At 72.4% G+C, this 15,636-nt stretch carries 13 protein-coding genes and 1 pseudogene; 10 read left to right on the forward strand and 4 right to left on the reverse strand.

The window, feature by feature from the left end; translation table 11 throughout:
* Positions 1-182: 182 nt before the first annotated feature.
* Complete coding sequence (locus tag AN218_RS00150) at positions 183-1,292, reverse strand: carbohydrate kinase family protein (RefSeq protein WP_070014378.1); 1,110 nt, start codon at positions 1,290-1,292, stop codon at positions 183-185.
* Positions 1,293-1,562: 270 nt separating this feature from the next.
* Between AN218_RS00150 and AN218_RS00155 the strand changes: the two are divergent.
* Positions 1,563-2,309: pseudogene (locus tag AN218_RS00155) on the forward strand (DeoR/GlpR family DNA-binding transcription regulator); the annotation flags it as partial.
* Between the two features lie 224 nt (positions 2,310-2,533).
* The gene (locus AN218_RS00160) at positions 2,534-3,907 is read left to right on the forward strand and encodes a 6-phospho-beta-glucosidase (RefSeq protein WP_070014379.1); all 1,374 of its coding nucleotides are present in this window, start codon (positions 2,534-2,536) and stop codon (positions 3,905-3,907) included.
* Between the two features lie 90 nt (positions 3,908-3,997).
* Here the strand turns inward: AN218_RS00160 and AN218_RS00165 are convergent, their stop codons facing one another.
* Positions 3,998-4,831, reverse strand: coding sequence for an alpha/beta fold hydrolase (locus tag AN218_RS00165; RefSeq protein WP_070014380.1), 834 nt, complete (start codon positions 4,829-4,831; stop codon positions 3,998-4,000).
* A gap of 80 nt (positions 4,832-4,911) precedes the next feature.
* On the reverse strand, positions 4,912-5,859 hold the full coding sequence (locus AN218_RS00170; RefSeq protein WP_070014381.1) for a 2-hydroxyacid dehydrogenase: 948 nt from the start codon (positions 5,857-5,859) through the stop codon (positions 4,912-4,914).
* A gap of 149 nt (positions 5,860-6,008) precedes the next feature.
* Here AN218_RS00170 and AN218_RS00175 point away from each other — a divergent pair, with 149 nt between their 5' ends.
* The 4 genes from AN218_RS00175 (at position 6,009) to asnB (ending at position 11,630) form a co-directional block, all read left to right on the forward strand.
* A complete protein-coding gene (locus tag AN218_RS00175) occupies positions 6,009-7,490 on the forward strand; it encodes an MFS transporter (protein ID WP_070014382.1) in 1,482 nt (493 codons plus the stop codon).
* Positions 7,491-7,525: 35 nt separating this feature from the next.
* The gene (locus AN218_RS00180; RefSeq protein ID WP_244900168.1) at positions 7,526-8,287 is read left to right on the forward strand and encodes an IclR family transcriptional regulator; all 762 of its coding nucleotides are present in this window, start codon (positions 7,526-7,528) and stop codon (positions 8,285-8,287) included.
* Positions 8,288-8,433: 146 nt separating this feature from the next.
* A complete protein-coding gene (locus AN218_RS00185; protein ID WP_244900169.1) occupies positions 8,434-9,546 on the forward strand; it encodes a sulfotransferase family protein in 1,113 nt (370 codons plus the stop codon).
* 251 nt (positions 9,547-9,797) lie between these two features.
* Positions 9,798-11,630 carry an asparagine synthase (glutamine-hydrolyzing) gene (gene asnB / locus AN218_RS00190; protein ID WP_070014390.1) on the forward strand — a complete coding sequence of 611 codons (1,833 nt, stop codon included), beginning with the start codon at positions 9,798-9,800 and terminating at the stop codon, positions 11,628-11,630.
* Positions 11,631-11,700: 70 nt separating this feature from the next.
* Here the strand turns inward: asnB and AN218_RS00195 are convergent, their stop codons facing one another.
* Positions 11,701-12,318, reverse strand: a complete 618-nt coding sequence (locus AN218_RS00195) for a class I SAM-dependent methyltransferase (RefSeq protein WP_070014383.1) — start codon at positions 12,316-12,318, stop codon at positions 11,701-11,703.
* Positions 12,319-12,428: 110 nt separating this feature from the next.
* On the opposite strand from AN218_RS00195, the gene AN218_RS00200 reads away from it, so the two are divergent.
* Genes AN218_RS00200 through AN218_RS00215 form a run of 4 tightly spaced genes read left to right on the forward strand, consistent with a single transcriptional unit; the run spans position 12,429 to position 15,431 of the window.
* The gene (locus tag AN218_RS00200) at positions 12,429-13,019 is read left to right on the forward strand and encodes an ArsR/SmtB family transcription factor (protein ID WP_070014384.1); all 591 of its coding nucleotides are present in this window, start codon (positions 12,429-12,431) and stop codon (positions 13,017-13,019) included.
* Positions 13,016-14,293, forward strand: a complete 1,278-nt coding sequence (locus AN218_RS00205) for an MFS transporter (RefSeq protein WP_070014385.1) — start codon at positions 13,016-13,018, stop codon at positions 14,291-14,293. The genes AN218_RS00200 and AN218_RS00205 overlap by 4 nt, the downstream gene beginning before the upstream one ends.
* Before the next feature lie 44 nt (positions 14,294-14,337).
* Positions 14,338-15,177, forward strand: a complete 840-nt coding sequence (locus AN218_RS00210; protein WP_070014386.1) for a helix-turn-helix domain-containing protein — start codon at positions 14,338-14,340, stop codon at positions 15,175-15,177.
* Positions 15,174-15,431, forward strand: a complete 258-nt coding sequence (locus AN218_RS00215) for a DUF397 domain-containing protein (RefSeq protein ID WP_070014387.1) — start codon at positions 15,174-15,176, stop codon at positions 15,429-15,431. The genes AN218_RS00210 and AN218_RS00215 overlap by 4 nt, the downstream gene beginning before the upstream one ends.
* The last annotated feature ends 205 nt before the right edge of the window (positions 15,432-15,636 follow it).

Raw genomic sequence — 15,636 nt, forward strand, 5'->3', positions numbered from 1 at the left:
GCCAGGAGCCGTCGCCCATGACGGCCGGGCGGCGTCGGCCCATAACCGCCGCTCCGCGGGTGCCCGTTCGCCCGCGGACGGGCACGCCCGGCTCCGCGGCCGTGCCCGGCGGGCACGCCTGCGTCTGTCTCTCGCCCGGAGCGCATGGGCGTCTCCTCTCGCCTCCCCTGCCGCAGCGGCGGTCAGGGCGAACGGAATCCGATGGTGGGTGTGGCCCGGCGCAGCGCCGAGCCCCGGCCCGCGCCGGGCAGCAGCTCGGACAGGAAGGCGTACCGGCGCATGACCTCCTCGCTCTGTCCGCCGCACCGCGTCGCGTACTGCCACCACGCGGCGACCTCGGGCCAGCCGGGCGCGGAGAGCGAGCCGCCGAAGTGCTGTACGGACAGGGCGGCGGTGAGGTTGGCGAAGGCGAGCCGGTCGGTGAGCGGCCATCCGGCGAGCGTGCCGGTGATGAAGCCGGCGACGAAGACGTCGCCGGCGCCGGTCGGGTCGAGCGCCTCGACGGGCAGCGCGGGCAGGTCGGCGCTCTCGCCGCTGAGCGAGTCGACGGCCACGGCACCGCCGGAGCCCTTGGTGACGACGGCTATGGGCACCAGCTCCGCCAGCGCCCGTACGGCGTCCTGGGGGCTGTCGGTGCGGGTGTAGTGCTGCGCCTCGGCGGCGTTGGGCAGGAAGGCGTGGCAGTAGGAGAGGTCGGCGAGGGTGTCCGGGTCCCAGGCGCCGGTGTCGTCCCAGCCGACGTCGGCGAATATCTTGCTGCCCTCGTCGTGTGCCTCGCGCACCCAGCCCTCCAGCCGGCCGGAGGCGAGATCGGTGAAACAGGCGCGGGAGCGCGGGCGTTGGCCCGTACGGACACAGGGGGCGGGGGCCTCGTGGCCGTGCGAGACCATTGTGCGCTCGCCCTCGTAGGCCATGGAGACGGTGACGGGCGAGTGCCAGCCCGGTGCGCGGTGTGAGGGGCCCAGGTCGATGCCCTCGCTGTCGGCCAGCGACTCCCAGCAGTAGTCGCCGTAGACGTCGTCGCCGAACGCCGCGGCGAGCGAGGTGCGCAGGCCGAGGCGGCGCAGCGCGGTGGCCATGTTGGCGACGCCGCCCGGCGAGGAGCCCATGCCGCGCGCCCAGGACTCGGTGCCGCGGACGGGGGCGTGGTCGAGCCCCGTGAAGATGATGTCGAGGAAGACGGTGCCGGTCAGGAAGACGTCCTGGTCCGGGCCGCCGTCGCCGCGCAGGGCCGACAGCGGGTCCAGTGCCGCTGACGTCGGCGCCGGCTGCGCGCTCCCGGTCGTGCTCACTTCGCTTCCCGCCCCTTCTGCGGCCCGTGGTCCCCACGGGCCCCCGACACCCCGAACTCCCCAGGGGCCGCGTCCTTTCCGGGCGGCCCGTGGGTGCATCGTCCTTCCCGCAGGTCCGGTACGGCCACTGTGATTCGTTCCGCTCGTACGGTCCTGGAGGGCCGCGCAGGGCCCCGATGCGTTGAGCGACACATTGCACGTCAGCGGCGGGGAGTGCAAGACCCCGGTCACACTCGCGCAAAGACGCTCACTCGCGCTACATTGCCGGGCATGTTGCGCGAGACCCGGCACGAGCGGCTGCTGACGCTGCTCCGCGAGGAGGGTGTGCTGCCCGTCGGGCTCATCGCACAGCGCCTCGGCGTGAGCGAGGCCACCGCCCGGCGCGACCTCAACGACCTCGGCAACGCGGGGCGGTTGCGGCGCGTCTACGGCGGCGCCGTGGCCCGCGGGCCCGCCGAGCGGCCCTTCGCCGAGGAGGAGGCGGGCGACCGCGACGACAAGGACGCGATCGCGCGGGCCGCCGCCGCGAGCGTCGAGGACGGCGAGGTGGTGATCCTCGACATCGGCACCACGACCCTCCAGCTCGCGCGCAGGCTGCACGGCCGCAGCATCACGGTGGCGACCAGCAACCTCGCGGTGTACGAGGAGCTGAAGGACGACGCGGACGTCGGGCTGGTGCTGCTCGGCGGTCAGGTACGCCGCAACTACCGTTCCCTGGTGGGGCACTTGACGGAGCTGGGGCTGCGGCATCTCTACGCCGACCGGCTCTTCCTCGGCACCAGCGGGGTGCTTCCGGACGGCCGGGTGCTGGACACCACCGACGTCGAAGTCCCCGTCAAACAGGCGATGCTGACCGCCGCGCGGCATGTGGTGCTGCTCGCCACGGCGCGCAAGTTCCCCGGTACGGGCACGGCCCGCATCTGCGGACCGCGGGACGTCGGCACGCTGATCACGAACCGTACGTCCGACCCCGGCACCCTCGCGGTCTTCCGCGACGCCGGGACGCAGGTGGTGACGGCCGCCGGGAGCGGCGAACGCGGCGAACGCGGCGAACGCGACGAACGCGACGAACGCGACGAACAACGCGCGGCACAGACGCCCAACGGCCCGTCGGCGAGGGCCGGTTCGGCCGGTTCGGCCGAGAAGGCCGGCCCGGCGGGCACAGCAGGCGCGGCGAGGGAAGCAGGCCCGGCGACGACGGCGGGCGCGGTGACAGAGGCGAAGGCGGAGGCGGAGGGCCGATGAGGCTGACTGTGCTGGGCGGCGGCGGGTTCCGGGTGCCGCTGGTGTACCGGGCGCTGCTGGAGGACGAGGGCGACGAGGCGGGGCGGATCACCGAACTCGTGCTGCACGACAGCGACTCGGCCCGGCTGGAGTCCGTCACGTCCGTGCTGGCCCACCAGGCGGAGCGGCACCGTGCCGGGGGCAATGCGGCCCGCGGGGCGCCCGCCGTACGGGCCACCACCGACCTCGACGAGGCGCTGCGCGGCGCGGACTTCGTCTTCTCCGCGATCCGCGTCGGCGGCCTGGAGGGACGCACCCGGGACGAGCGCATCCCGCTCGCCGAGGGCCTGCTCGGGCAGGAGACCGTGGGCGCGGGCGGCGTCCTGTACGGGCTGCGCACGCTGCCCGTCGCCGTGAGCATCGCGGAGCGCGTCGCACGACTGGCGCCGCAGGCCTGGGTCATCAACTTCACCAACCCGGCGGGCATGGTCACCGAGGCGATGAGCCGCGTCTTCCGCCGGCACGGCCTGGGCGAGCGCGTGATCGGCATCTGCGACTCCCCCGTCGGCCTGTGCCGCCGCGCCGCACGCGCCCTCGGCGCCGACCCGGACCGTGCCGCGTACGACTACGTGGGGCTCAACCACCTCGGCTGGCTGCGCCGCGTACTGGTCGACGGCGAGGACCGGCTGCCCCGACTCCTCGCGGACGAGGCCCTGTTGGGCTCCTTCGAGGAGGGCAGGCTGTTCGGCCCGGACTGGCTGCGGACGCTGGGGTCGCTGCCCAACGAGTATCTGCACTACTACTACTTCCACCGCGAGTCGGTCGCGGCCGTCCGCGAATCCGCCGCCACGCGCGGGGAGTTCCTGCGCGAGCAGCAGTCGCGCTTCTACGCGGAGTCGGCGCGCGGGGCCTCCCCCGCCGACGCGTACGCGGCCTGGGACCGTACGCGCCGGGAGCGCGAGGAGACCTATATGGCCGAGAGCCGGGCGGCCACCGGGGGCTGGGAACGCGAGAGCTGCGACCTGGAGGGCGGCGGCTACGACCGTGTCGCCCTGGCCCTGATGCGTGCGATCGCCCGCGACGAGCGCACGACGCTGATCCTCAACGTGCCCAACCACGGCGCCGTTCCGGGCCTGGACGCCGAGGCGGTCGTCGAGATCCCGTGCCTGGTCGGCGCGGGCGGCGCCCGTCCGCTGGCCACGGGCGCCGTGGCACCGGACCAGCTCGGGCTGATGCTCCAGCTCAAGGCGGTGGAACGCGCCGCGATCGAGGCCGCGTCGGACGGCTCCCGCGCAGCGGCCCTGCGGGCCCTGGCGCTGCATCCCCTGGTCGACTCGGTACGGGTCGCGGAACGCGTCCTGGACGCGGCGGAGGCGGGCGGCGCCGCGTGAGGCAGCGCCGCCGCGCGAGGTGACGGCCGCCGCATGACGTGACGGCGGCGGCCGGGTGCCGCCGCCGCGCCCGCCGGAACGCGGCGGCCCTCAGCCCTGCTGCCGGAAGAACTCCAGGAGCGCGCCGGTGAGTTGGGCCGGCGCGTCCTCCTGTACGAGGTGGCCCGCGCCCTCGACCGGCTCCAGGCGCGCACCCGGGATGCGGGCCGTCAGCTCCCGTCCCCGCTCCGGCGGGATCCAGGTGTCGTCCTGGCCCCAGCACACCAGCACCGGCAGGGCCAACTCCCCGTACCGGTCCTGCACTTCGTCGGTGTAGAGCTGGTCGGCCTGGGCGATCTGCCGGTAGAAGGCCGCCTGTCCGTCCTCTCCGAGCCAGGGTTCGACGAGGCGGTCGAGGACGGCCGGGTGCAGTCCGGGGCCGCTGGCGGAGCCGACGTACTCCCGTACCAGGGCGCGGTGCAGCGCGGGCGGCAACTGCTCGAAGACGCCGGAGTGCGCGCCGACGAGGCGGAAGAACGGGGAGCCCCAGGGAGCCAGCGCGACCGGGTCCACGAGCGCGAGCGCACGGTAGCGGGCGCCGTGCAGCAGATGTGCCCGGAGGCTGACGGCGCCGCCGAAGTCGTGGGCGGCCACGAGGGGTTGACCGAGTCCCCAGTGGTCCAGCAGCTCGGTGAAGACGCGGCCCTGTGCGGCCAGCGAGACGTCCTGCCCGGCGCTCTTCTCCGACGTGCCGTAGCCCGGCATGTCCCACACGAACACCTGGTGGCGGCGGGCGAGCGCACGGGCGACGGCACGCCAGACGTAGGAGGAGAAGGGCGTGCCGTGCAGCAGCACGACCGGGTCCTGACCGGGCGGCCCGAGACGGTCCCAGCGGACGGTGCCCGCGCTGCTGCGGAACGTCTCGGTCAACTGCCAGTCGCTCACGGGGTGTTCCTCTCGGTCGTGTACGCCACCGGGCGCCCGTGCGGCGCACAGGCGCGGACGCCCCGGTACGAACGCCCCGGTCAGGACAGCGGTACGGCGTTGACGAGGGGCGTACCGGCAGCGTAGCGGCGTACCTGCTCCACGATCAGCCGCTCGGCGCGCGGCCGGAACGCGGCCGAACCGCCCGCCACATGCGGCGTGACGAGCACCCCGGGCTGCTGCCGCAGCGGATGGCCGCCGGGCAGCGGTTCGGGATCGGTGACGTCCAGCGCCGCGCGCAGCCGTCCCGTGCGGACCTCCGCCAGCAGCGCCTCGGTCTCCAGCGTCCTGCCGCGCCCGACGTTGACGACGAGCGCCCCGTCGGGGAGCGCGGCCAGCTCCTCCTTGCCGAACAGGCCCTGGGTGGCGGGGGTTTCGGGCAGCACGAGGACGACGACGTCCACCCGGGGCAGCAGCCGCGGCAGTTCGTCGACGGGGTGCACGTCCTCCTCGGGCCGTGCCCGCCGGGCCACCCGCAGGACCTCCGCCTCGCACGCCAGCAGCCGCCGCTCCAGCGCCTGCCCGATCGACCCGTATCCGACGACGGCGACGCGGCAGTCCGCGAGCGAGCGTGTGAAGTGCGGCTCCCAGCGGCCCGCCCGCTGGTCGGCGGCCCAGCGCGGCAGTTCGCGCTGGGCGGCGAGGATCAGCCCGAGCGCGTGCTCGGCGGTGCTGGCGTCGTGCAGTCCGCGTCCGTTGTGCAGGCTCACGCCCTCGGGTATCCACGGCAGCAGCTTCTCGACGCCAGCGCTGAGCGACTGCACGGCCCGCAGGGACGGCAGCCTCGGCAGCAGCCGCTCCACACCCGGCACGGCGTACGGCATCACCCACAGGTCCGTCGACTCCAGGACGTCCGGGGGCAGTCGGTCCTCGGGCGTGAGCCCGTCCCACACCTGCACGCGGACGCCCGAGGGCCACGGGCCGTGGCGGGCGTCCAAGTCGGCCCAGGGCAGCAGGACATGGGCGGCGGTCTCGGGCTTCGGCGGCATCTGCGGGTCTCCCTCTCCTGCGGCTGCGGTGGCGGCGGACGGCGCCCGGACAGTCACGTTCCGGCCATTGACCGCACCGGCACACGCTCGTAACGTCCTTCCCGCTCAGTGAAACACTTTCCACCCGACGGAATAAAGGGGGTCCGGGAATGACGCAGGCGTCTCCCGCCCGCACCGGCACCGGCGGCTTCTGGTCCTCGTCGCGCGCCCGGTATCTGATGCCGATCGCGTTCGTCACGTACTCGCTCGCCTATCTCGACAAGTCGAACTACGCGATCGCCTCCGCGGGCGGCATGGCCGGCGAACTCGGGCTGTCCGCCGGGATGGACTCCCTGATCGCCGCGTCCTTCTTCCTCGGCTACTTCTTCTTCCAGATCCCCGGGACGATCTACGCCGAGCAGCGCAGCGTGCGCCGCATGGTCGCCGGTTCCACCATCGCCTGGGGTCTGCTGGCGACCGCCCAGGGCCTGCTGAGCAGCCCCGGGCAGCTCATCGCGGTGCGCTTCGCGCTCGGCGTCGTCGAGGGCGCGGTGCTGCCCTCGCTCGTGCTGCTGCTCAGCCGCTGGTTCACCAAGGGCGAGCGCAGCCGCGCCAACACGCTGCTGATCCTGGGCAATCCGATCACGGTCATGTGGCTGTCGGTGCTCTCGGGCTGGATCATCGAGGTCTCGGACTGGCGGGCGATGTTCGTCGTCGAAGGACTGCCGTCCGTCGTGTGGGGCCTGTTGTGCCTGAAGCTCATCAAGGACCGCCCGGACGAGGCCCGTTGGATGAGCGCTCACGACCGCGAGGAGCTGCGCGCCGCCCTCGCCGACGAGCAGCGCGCCGCCGCCGAGGCCCCCGGCTCGGCGGTCACCGCCGCCGACGTCCGTACCGGCGGCGCGGACGCGCACGCCACCAGCGCCGACGCCCCTCGCGCGAGCGCCGCCGACTACAAGAAGGTGCTGCGCTCCCGGCCCGTCGCCGTGCTCGCCGCGCAGTACTTCTTCTGGTCGTTCGGCATGTACGGCTTCATCTTCTGGCTGCCGTCCATCGTCAAGAAGGGCTCGGGCGAGGGCATCGGCGCGACCGGGCTGATCTCGGCGATCCCCTACGCCTTCGCCGCCGTGGCGATGCTGCTCAACTCCCGGATGTCGGACCGCACCGGCCGCCGCCGCGCCGCCGTCTGGCCGTGGCTGGGCACCGGGGCGCTGGCGCTCTTCGGCTCGTATCTGGCGGGCCCGCACTTCGCGCTCGCGCTGACGCTGCTGACCGTCGCGGGCCTGTGCATGTACGCCCCGTACGGCCCGTACTTCGCCTTCGTCTCCGAACTGGCGCCCGCGGGCGTCGCGGGCGCGGCCGTCGCCGCCGTCAACTCCTTCGGTGCGCTGGGGTCGTTCGCGGGCACCTACCTGGTGGGCTGGGTGCGCGGTACGACGCTCGGCGACGCGGGCGCGTTCGGCTTCATGGCGGTGTGCACGCTGGTATCGGCGGCGCTGATGTTCGGCGTACGGGAACCACGGGCCCTCCCCACGGCGACCGGTACGGTGAGCGGACGTCCGCACACCCCGTCCGGGGAGGCCGGCAAGACCGTACCGGCCGGCGGGACGGCTCCGGCCGGCGAGGCCGCGAGCGGCGGCGGACGCGACTGACCTTGCCGCGCACGATCTTCGAGGGAGCACCGAGGGTGACCGCACCGCCCGGCGACGACATGCTCAGCCGGGGCCTGCGGCTGATGACCGTGCTGGCCGACCACCCGTCGGGGCTCGGCGTCAGCGCCGCCGCACGCACCGCGGGCCTGCCGGTCAGCAGCGCACACCGGCTGCTGGGACGGCTGGCCGCCGAGCGCTTCGTCGCCTACGACGAGGACACCCGCCGCTGGGCCCTGGGCGTACGCGTGCTGGAGTTCTCCCGCGGCTTCCAGCGCTCCCCCGCCGGTTACTCCGCGGCGGCGGCCCCGATGCGGCGGCTGGCCGCCCGTACGGGACTGCCCGCGATCGCCGGGATCCTCGACGGCAGCGAGGTGCTGCTGGTGCTCAGCGCGCAGGGCACCCAGCATCTCCAGTTGCGCAGCGCCGAGGGCACCCGCAACCCCTGGCACGCCACGTCCATGGGCAAGGCCCTCGCCTCGGTGCTCCCCGAGGAACGCCTCGCGGACCTGCTGGCCGCCGAACTGCCCGCCGCCACCGAGCACACCGTCACCGACCCGGAGGTGCTGCGCGGTCAGCTCGCGCGCGTACGGGAGCGGGGCTGGGCCGAGGTGGACCAGGAGAACGAGGTCGGCGTGCGCTCCGTGGCGACCGTCGTCCCCGACCTGGACGGCGGACTGCGGCCCCGGCTCGCGGTCTCGCTCGGCGCCACGGTCGTCCTCACCACACGGGACGAACTCCTCGGCCACGTACCGGAGTTGCTCGCCTGCGCGGAGGAGATCGGCTCCCTCATGGTCTGACGTCCCGGGCTCGTACGTGCCCGCACGGGCGCGAGGTATCGAGACGGTGACGTGCGGCGGATCGCGGCCCGCGGGGTGACACCATCGGCTGATCGACGCCGCCCTCCGGGTCGCCCGACGGGCACGGGGGTAGGACTGGGGGCGTCGTGAAGCCGAACGGCCTGCGGGACCGGCAGGCCCTGGGGGAGGAGTTCACCGTGCGGACGGGCATCAAGACCCTGACCTTCGTCGTCGGCACCGGGCGCAGCGGCTCGACCGCGCTGTCGCAGGTGCTGCGGCTGCATCCGGACGTGCTCAGCCTCAACGAGCTGTACTCGTGCGTCGACAGCCCGCCCGCGCTCTCCGGGCAGCGGCTGACGGGCGAGGAGTTCTGGCGATGTCTGCGCGAGCCGATGGCGGTCTTCGACGCCATGGTCCGCAGCGGCACCCCGCTGCCGGAGTTCCTCTACAGCCGCCACCCGGAGTGGCGCTATTCGGCCGACGCGACGGGCATCCCCGCGATCAGCATGATGGCGCTCCCCCACCTGACCGACGATCCGGACGCCCTCCTCGACTCGCTGGAACCGGAGGTGCGCGGCTGGCCGGAGCGCCCGGCACCGCAGCAGTGGCACGCCCTGTTCGGCGCGCTCGCCTCCCGCATCGGCGGGCGCGAGGCCGCGGTCGAGCGCTCCGGCTACTCGCTGCACCGCGTCGGCACGCTCCGCCGGCTCTTCCCCGAGGCCCGCTTCGTCCATCTGCACCGCGCGGGCCCGGACTGCGCCCTGTCGATGAGCCGCCACAACGGCTACCGCATGATCTCGCTGCTCCGCGACATCGTCCGGCGCTGCGGCGTGGAGTCCGCGTCCGACATCACCGACGACCACGTCAAGCAACTGCCGGAGGATCTGGCCCCGTTGCTCGGCCCGAAGTACGACCCGGCGCTCGTCCTCGACCGCGAGATGCCGGTGCCCGGCTTCGGCACGCTGTGGTCGGATCTGATCTGCGAGGGCGTCGGTCACCTCGCCGAGGTCCCCGCCGCGCAGCGCACCACGCTCTCCTACGAGCGGCTGCTGACCGCACCGCGCCAGGAGCTGGCCCGGCTTGCCGACTTCATCGGCGTCCAGCCGTTCGCGGAGTGGCTGGAGGAGGGCGACGAGATCCTGGACGGCACCGACCGCCTCGGCTCGTCGAGCCGGCTGCCGGAGCGGGTGCGCACCGCGCTGCGGGAGAGCTGCGAACGCGGCGAACAGGCCCTGGCGGAGGCCCACGCGAACGCGTAGGCCCTGGCGGACGCCGACGACGCGAACGCGTAGGCGGCGCGGGGCCGTTGCGCCGCCGGGCCCCGCCTGTGCCCTCAACTCGCCCTCGCCGCGCGGCAGTTGGGAAACCTCCGCGAAACATACGCGGTCAAGAATTTACCGGTGAGAAACAACACCACGGAAATCGGATGCGCTCAGTTCCAGCACGCACACACAGAGGTAGATGGTGCGTACAGGCAACTGGTTCCTCGTGGAAAGAGGGTTTGGACTCCATGTGCGGCATCACAGGATGGGTCTCTTACCGACGTGACCTCACCACCCAGCGCAAGACTCTCGACGCCATGACAGAGACGATGTCCTGCCGCGGTCCGGACGCTCAGGGCGCCTGGGTCGACCGGCGGGCCGCGCTCGGTCACCGGCGGCTGGCCGTCATCGACCTCCCCGGCGGTGCCCAGCCCATGGAGGTGCCGACCCCGGACGGGCCGGTCGCGATGGTGTATTCCGGCGAGACCTACAACTACACAGAGCTGCGGGAGGAGTTGAAGCGCCGCGGGCACCGCTTCGCCACCGACTCCGACACGGAGGTGGTCCTGCACGGCTACCTGGAGTGGGGCGAGGAGCTGGCCGAGAAGCTCAACGGCATGTACGCGTTCGCGATTTGGGACTCGCGGACCGAGAAGCTGGTGATGATCCGCGACCGGATGGGCATCAAGCCGTTCTACTACTACGAGACCGACGACGGCGTGCTCTTCGGCTCCGAGCCCAAGGCGATCCTGGCCAACTCCCTCGCGCCCGCGGTCGTCGGCGCGGACGGCCTGCGCGAGGTGTTCACCTTCGCCAAGACGCCCGGGCACGCGATCTGGGAGGGGATGCGCGAACTCCAGCCGGGCGACGTGGCGGTGCTGGACCGCAACGGCCTGCGCGAGTACGCGTACTGGCGGCTCACCGCCGACGAGCACACCGACAGCGAGCAGGAGACCGTCGCGCACGTACGCGATCTGCTGGAGGACATCATCGCCCGGCAGCTCGTGGCGGACGTACCGCGCTGCTCGCTGCTCTCCGGCGGCCTGGACTCCTCGGCGATGACGGCGCTGGCCGCCAAGCAGCTCGGCGAACAGGGCGAGAGCGTACGCAGCTTCGCGGTCGACTTCCCCGACCAGGAGCAGCACTTCCAGCCGGTCGACGTCGCCCCGACCCAGGACACCCCGTACGTCCACGCGGTGCAGAAGCATGTGCACAGCGACCACAGCGACATCGTGCTGGACGGGGCGGCGCTGTCGGATCCTGCGGTGCGGCGGGCGGCGGTGGGCGCCCGGGATCTGCCCGTCGGGCTCGGAGACCGGGACAACTCGCTGTATCTGCTGTTCAAGGCGGTACGGGAGCACTCGACCGTGGCGCTGTCGGGAGAGTCGGCGGACGAGGTCTTCGGCGGCTACCCGTGGTTCCACGACGAGCGGCGCGAGGCGGACATCTTCCCGTGGATGGGCGGCGGCGGCATACGCCTCGACTTCAGCGCGTCGCTGGCGCCGGACGTCGCCGGCCGGCTCCAGGTGGACACGTATCTCAAGGACGGCTATGCGACGGCCGTTTCGAAGACGCCGCTCAAGGACGGGGAGACCGGGCTGGAGAAGCGGATGCGGCAGGTGTGCTATCTGCATCTGACGCGGATGGTGCAGACGCTGCTGGACCGCAAGGACCGGATGAGCATGGCGGTGGGGCTGGAGGTCCGGGTGCCGTTCTGCGATCACCGGCTGGTGCAGTACGTCTTCAACACCCCCTGGTCGCTGAAGACGTTCGACGGGCGGGAGAAGAGCATCCTGCGTGAGGCCACCCGGGATCTGCTGCCGAAGTCGGTGGCGGAGCGCAAGAAGAGCGGTTATCCGGGCAGCTTCGACCCGAGCTATCTGGCGGCGATCCAGTCGCAGACGGCGGAACTCCTCTCGTCCGGGCATCCGATGCTGGAGCTGATCCAGCAGGCACCGCTGCGGGAGGCGGCCCACGCCCTGGGTCCGGAGGTCGGCACGCACCAGCGCATGGGGCTGGAGCGGGCGCTCGACCTGGCGACCTGGTACGACCTCTACAAGCCGGAGATCAAGCTCGACTGACCCACCGGGCGGGTAAGGACCACGGCCGGATCTCCGCGGCGGTCGCCGCGGGGACCGGCCGTGGGCGGTGTCACGCGCGGTGGACGAGCAGACAGCGCCAGAACAGCAGCCTGCGGACCGAGGAGCCCGGCAGCAGCCGCTCCGTCTCCCGGCGGATCTCCGCCAGCGTCATCCCCGGCTGCGCGACGGGCGGGCGGACCCGGTTCGCCGCGGGTGCCGTCCCGGTGACCCGCTCCCGCAGGGCGACGGCCGCCCGCACCGCGGCGTTGACCGGTACGGCGGCCAGGCTCCAGGCGCGGTCGACCGCCGACCGCGGCCGGTAGCAGGCGAGGACGACGAGCGTGCCGCCGGGCGCCAGCGCGTCCCGCAGAGCCGCCACGGTCTCGAACGGCATGTGGTGCACAGAGGCCAGACACGCGATGAAGTCGTAGTGCTCCGGCGGCAGTTGGACCCGCGCGATGTCTTCGTGCCGGAAGCGCGGCCCGCCCTCCGCGGCCTCCGGTGAGGCGGCGACGGCCGCCTCGATCGCCTCACCCGAGGCGTCCACGGCGTCGGTCGCGATCCCCTCCTCCGCGAGCAGCCGCGCGAACGCTCCGGTGCCGCACCCCACGTCCAGCGCCCTGCGGGAGCCGGCGGGCACATGGCGCAGCAGCAGCCGGTGGTAGTGGTCGTTGTGGTCGAACGGCATGGGCGGAGCCTGTCATACGCCGTCGCTCGCCCCTCCCCCGACGAGCGTTCCCCAAGACTTCTTCGCAAAGAACCCTTCGCAAAGAAGTCTTGGCGGTCTACGGTGCCGTCATGACCGACGCCGAGAAGAACACCGTCGAACTGGACGCGAAGGGGCTGCGCGCCCTGGCACATCCCGTACGCGTCCAGCTCGTCGGCCTGCTGCGCAAACACGGCCCCGCGACGGCCACCCGCCTCGCCGAACGGCTGGGCGTCAACTCCGGTACGGCCAGCTACCACTTGCGCCAGCTCGACGCCGCGGGCTTCGTCGAGGAGGACGCGGAACGCGGCAACGCCCGTGAGCGCTGGTGGCGTTCGGTCCACCGCTCCACGCGCTTCAACGACGTGGACCTGGCCGAGCAGGAGCCGGAGGCCACGCTCGCCTATCTGCACTCCGTCGCCGCCGCGTACCAACTGCGGGCGCAGCAGGCGGTGAACGAGTTCCACACGCTGCCCCGCGCCTGGCGGGAGGCCGCCGACATGAGCGACTGGGGACTGCGCCTCACCCCGGCCGAAACCCGTTCCCTGTACGAGGAGTTGACCGAGGTCATAGGGCGCTACCGCCGCGACGTCCCCGAAGCGGACGCCCCGCCGGACGCCGAGCGCGTCACCCTCATCACCCAGCTCCTTCCCGAACCCGGCACCCGGACGGAGCGGGAATGACGCCCGCCTTACGGACCGTTCGCCCGCTGGCCGCCGTACTCACGGCGTCCGGCGTCTCGCACACCGGCAGCCGCGTCTCGTCCGTCGCGCTCCCCTGCTTCGTACTCGTCACGACGGGCAGCGCCGCGCAGACCGGACTCGTCGCCTTCTGCGAACTGGCCCCGTACGCGCTCGCCAAGGCGCTCTCCGGACCCCTGGTCGACCGCAGCGGCCCCCGCGTCGTCTCCTGGTCCACGGACGTCGTCAGCGCCACGGCCGCCGCGGCGCTGCCCGTCCTGCACATGGTGCAACTACTGCCGTTCTGGCTGCTGTTGGCCCTGGTCGCGATGATCGGCGCGGCACGCGGACCCGGCGACCTGGCCAAGGAGGTCATGGTCCCGGAGGCGGCCGACCGCTGCGGCGTCCCGCTGGAGCGCGCCACCGGCCTCGGCGGCATGACCGAACGCCTCGCCCTCACCCTGGGCCCGGCCCTCGGCGGCGGCCTCTCCGCCCTCGTCGGCCCGCTGACATGTCTGTTCCTCATCGCCGCGTGCTTCGCGCTGGGCTCCGTCGTCATCGCCGTGGGACTCCCCCGCGGCATGGGCCACGCCACGGCCGAACCCGAGGGCGGACCGGGCTACTGGCACCGCTTCGCCGAAGGCTGGCGCTTTCTGCGCGGGGATCCGCTGCTGCTCACCGTCATCGTCACGGTCGGCATCACCAACGGCCTCAGCACGGCGTTCCAGTCGGTGCTGCTCCCGGTCTGGGCGAAGGAGAGCGGCCACGGCGCCTCGGCGGTCGGCCTGAACACGGCGGTCGCCGGCGCCGCGGCCGTCTGCGCGAGCCTGATCGCCGCCGTGGCGGCCCACCGGATGCGCCGCCGCCCGGTCTTCTTCCTCGGCTTCCTCCTCGCCGGCGCACCCCGCTACGTCGTCCTCGCCGTGGACGCGCCCCTGTGGGCGGTGGTCGCGGTCTTCGCCGTCAGCGGCTTCGGCTCCGGCTTCCTCAACCCCATCCTCAACGCGGTCTGCTTCGAGCGCATCCCGCGCCGACTCCTGGGCCGCGTGGGCGCGTTGGGCGACTCCCTCGGCTGGGCGGGCATGCCGCTGGGCGGACTGCTCGGCGGAGCGGCGGTCGCCGCCTTCGGCCTCGTACCGTCGCTCCTCACCTCCGGCGCGGCGTTCTTCCTCACCACGAACCTGGCCGGACTCCGCCCGGAGTGGCGGGAGATGGACCGCCGCCGGAATCACACAGAAGAGCGCATTCCGGGACCGCCGGAGTCTGCACCCACATAAGCTGTGCGCGACATCTCCAGCACTCTGGGTGAGGATCCAGACCCATGACCGACGGCGAAGAGCCCGACACCGACAACCCCACGCCGAATCCCGTACACGAGATCCTCGGCAAACAGATCAAACACCTCCGCGACCAAGCGGGCCTGACCCAGGCGCAGTTCGGCAAGCGAGCGGGCTACAGCCCGGACCTGGTCGCCTCCGTCGAACGCGGCCGCCGCCCTCCGAAGCCCCCGTTCATCGCAGCGGTCGAACGCTTCCTGGACGCGCGGGGCCTGCTCCAGGCCGTTGAGGACGACATCGACAAGGCCCGCTTCCACTACCCGGCGTTCTTCCGCGAGTTCGCCCAGTTGGAGACGGAAGCGGTCGAACTCCACGAGTACGCCACGATGGTCGTCCCCGGCCTGCTTCAAACGGAGGACTACGCACGGGCGTTGTTCACCATGCGCCGCCCGCTGCTCGACGAGGAAACCATCGAGCAGCGCGTGGCAGCCCGCCTGGCTCGGCAGGAGATCTTCAACCGCTGGCCGCCTCCGACCCTGAGCTTCGTGATCGAAGAGGTCGTACTACACCGCCCGTTCGGCGGCAAGGAGGTGCTGCGAGGCCAGCTCCGCCAACTCCTCACCTTCGGCGCCATGCGCCATGTCGAACTCCAGGTGATGCCGACAAGCCGCGTGGACCACCCGGGAGTTGCGGGCCCGATCATTCTCCTTGAACCTCGTGATCAGCCCAAGCTTGCCTATGGTGAAGTGCATGACCGAAGCGTTTGGTTCAGTCAGCGCGACGCAGTCCGGACCGCCGAGACTCGCTATGGGATCATCCGTGCGCAGGCACTGACGCCTCACGAATCCCTGGATCTCATCGAGAAGTTGCTGGGAGAAGAATGACCTCCAAGGGCACCAACCCCCGTCTGCAATGGTTCAAGAGCAGCTACAGCAGCGACCAAGGCGGTGCATGCGTCGAAGTCGCCCTCGACTGGCACAAGTCCAGCTACAGCAGCAACGAAGGCGGCGCATGCGTCGAGGTCGCCGAATGCCCCGGCACCGTCCACGTCCGCGACTCCAAGGACGTCACCGGCCCCCAACTCGCCTTCCCCGCAACACAATGGACGGCCTTCACCACGTACGCCGCAGGACACTGACCGCCCACCAGTCCGCAGTCGGACAACAGCGCGAGGGGGTGGGACGGGCCGGGGGCCACCCCGGACCGGACCGCCCCCGGCACCCGCAACGAACGAACCCCGTACCGCACGCCACGGCACGAATCCCCGAATCTCACCGAGAAATCACCGGGAGAAGAATGACGATGACGGCCAACGGCATCGAGACCGACACCGACGTGCACTG

The organism is Streptomyces nanshensis, from assembly GCF_001751255.1.
In the GTDB taxonomy this organism is placed as follows: Bacteria; Actinomycetota; Actinomycetes; order Streptomycetales; family Streptomycetaceae; genus Streptomyces; species Streptomyces nanshensis_A.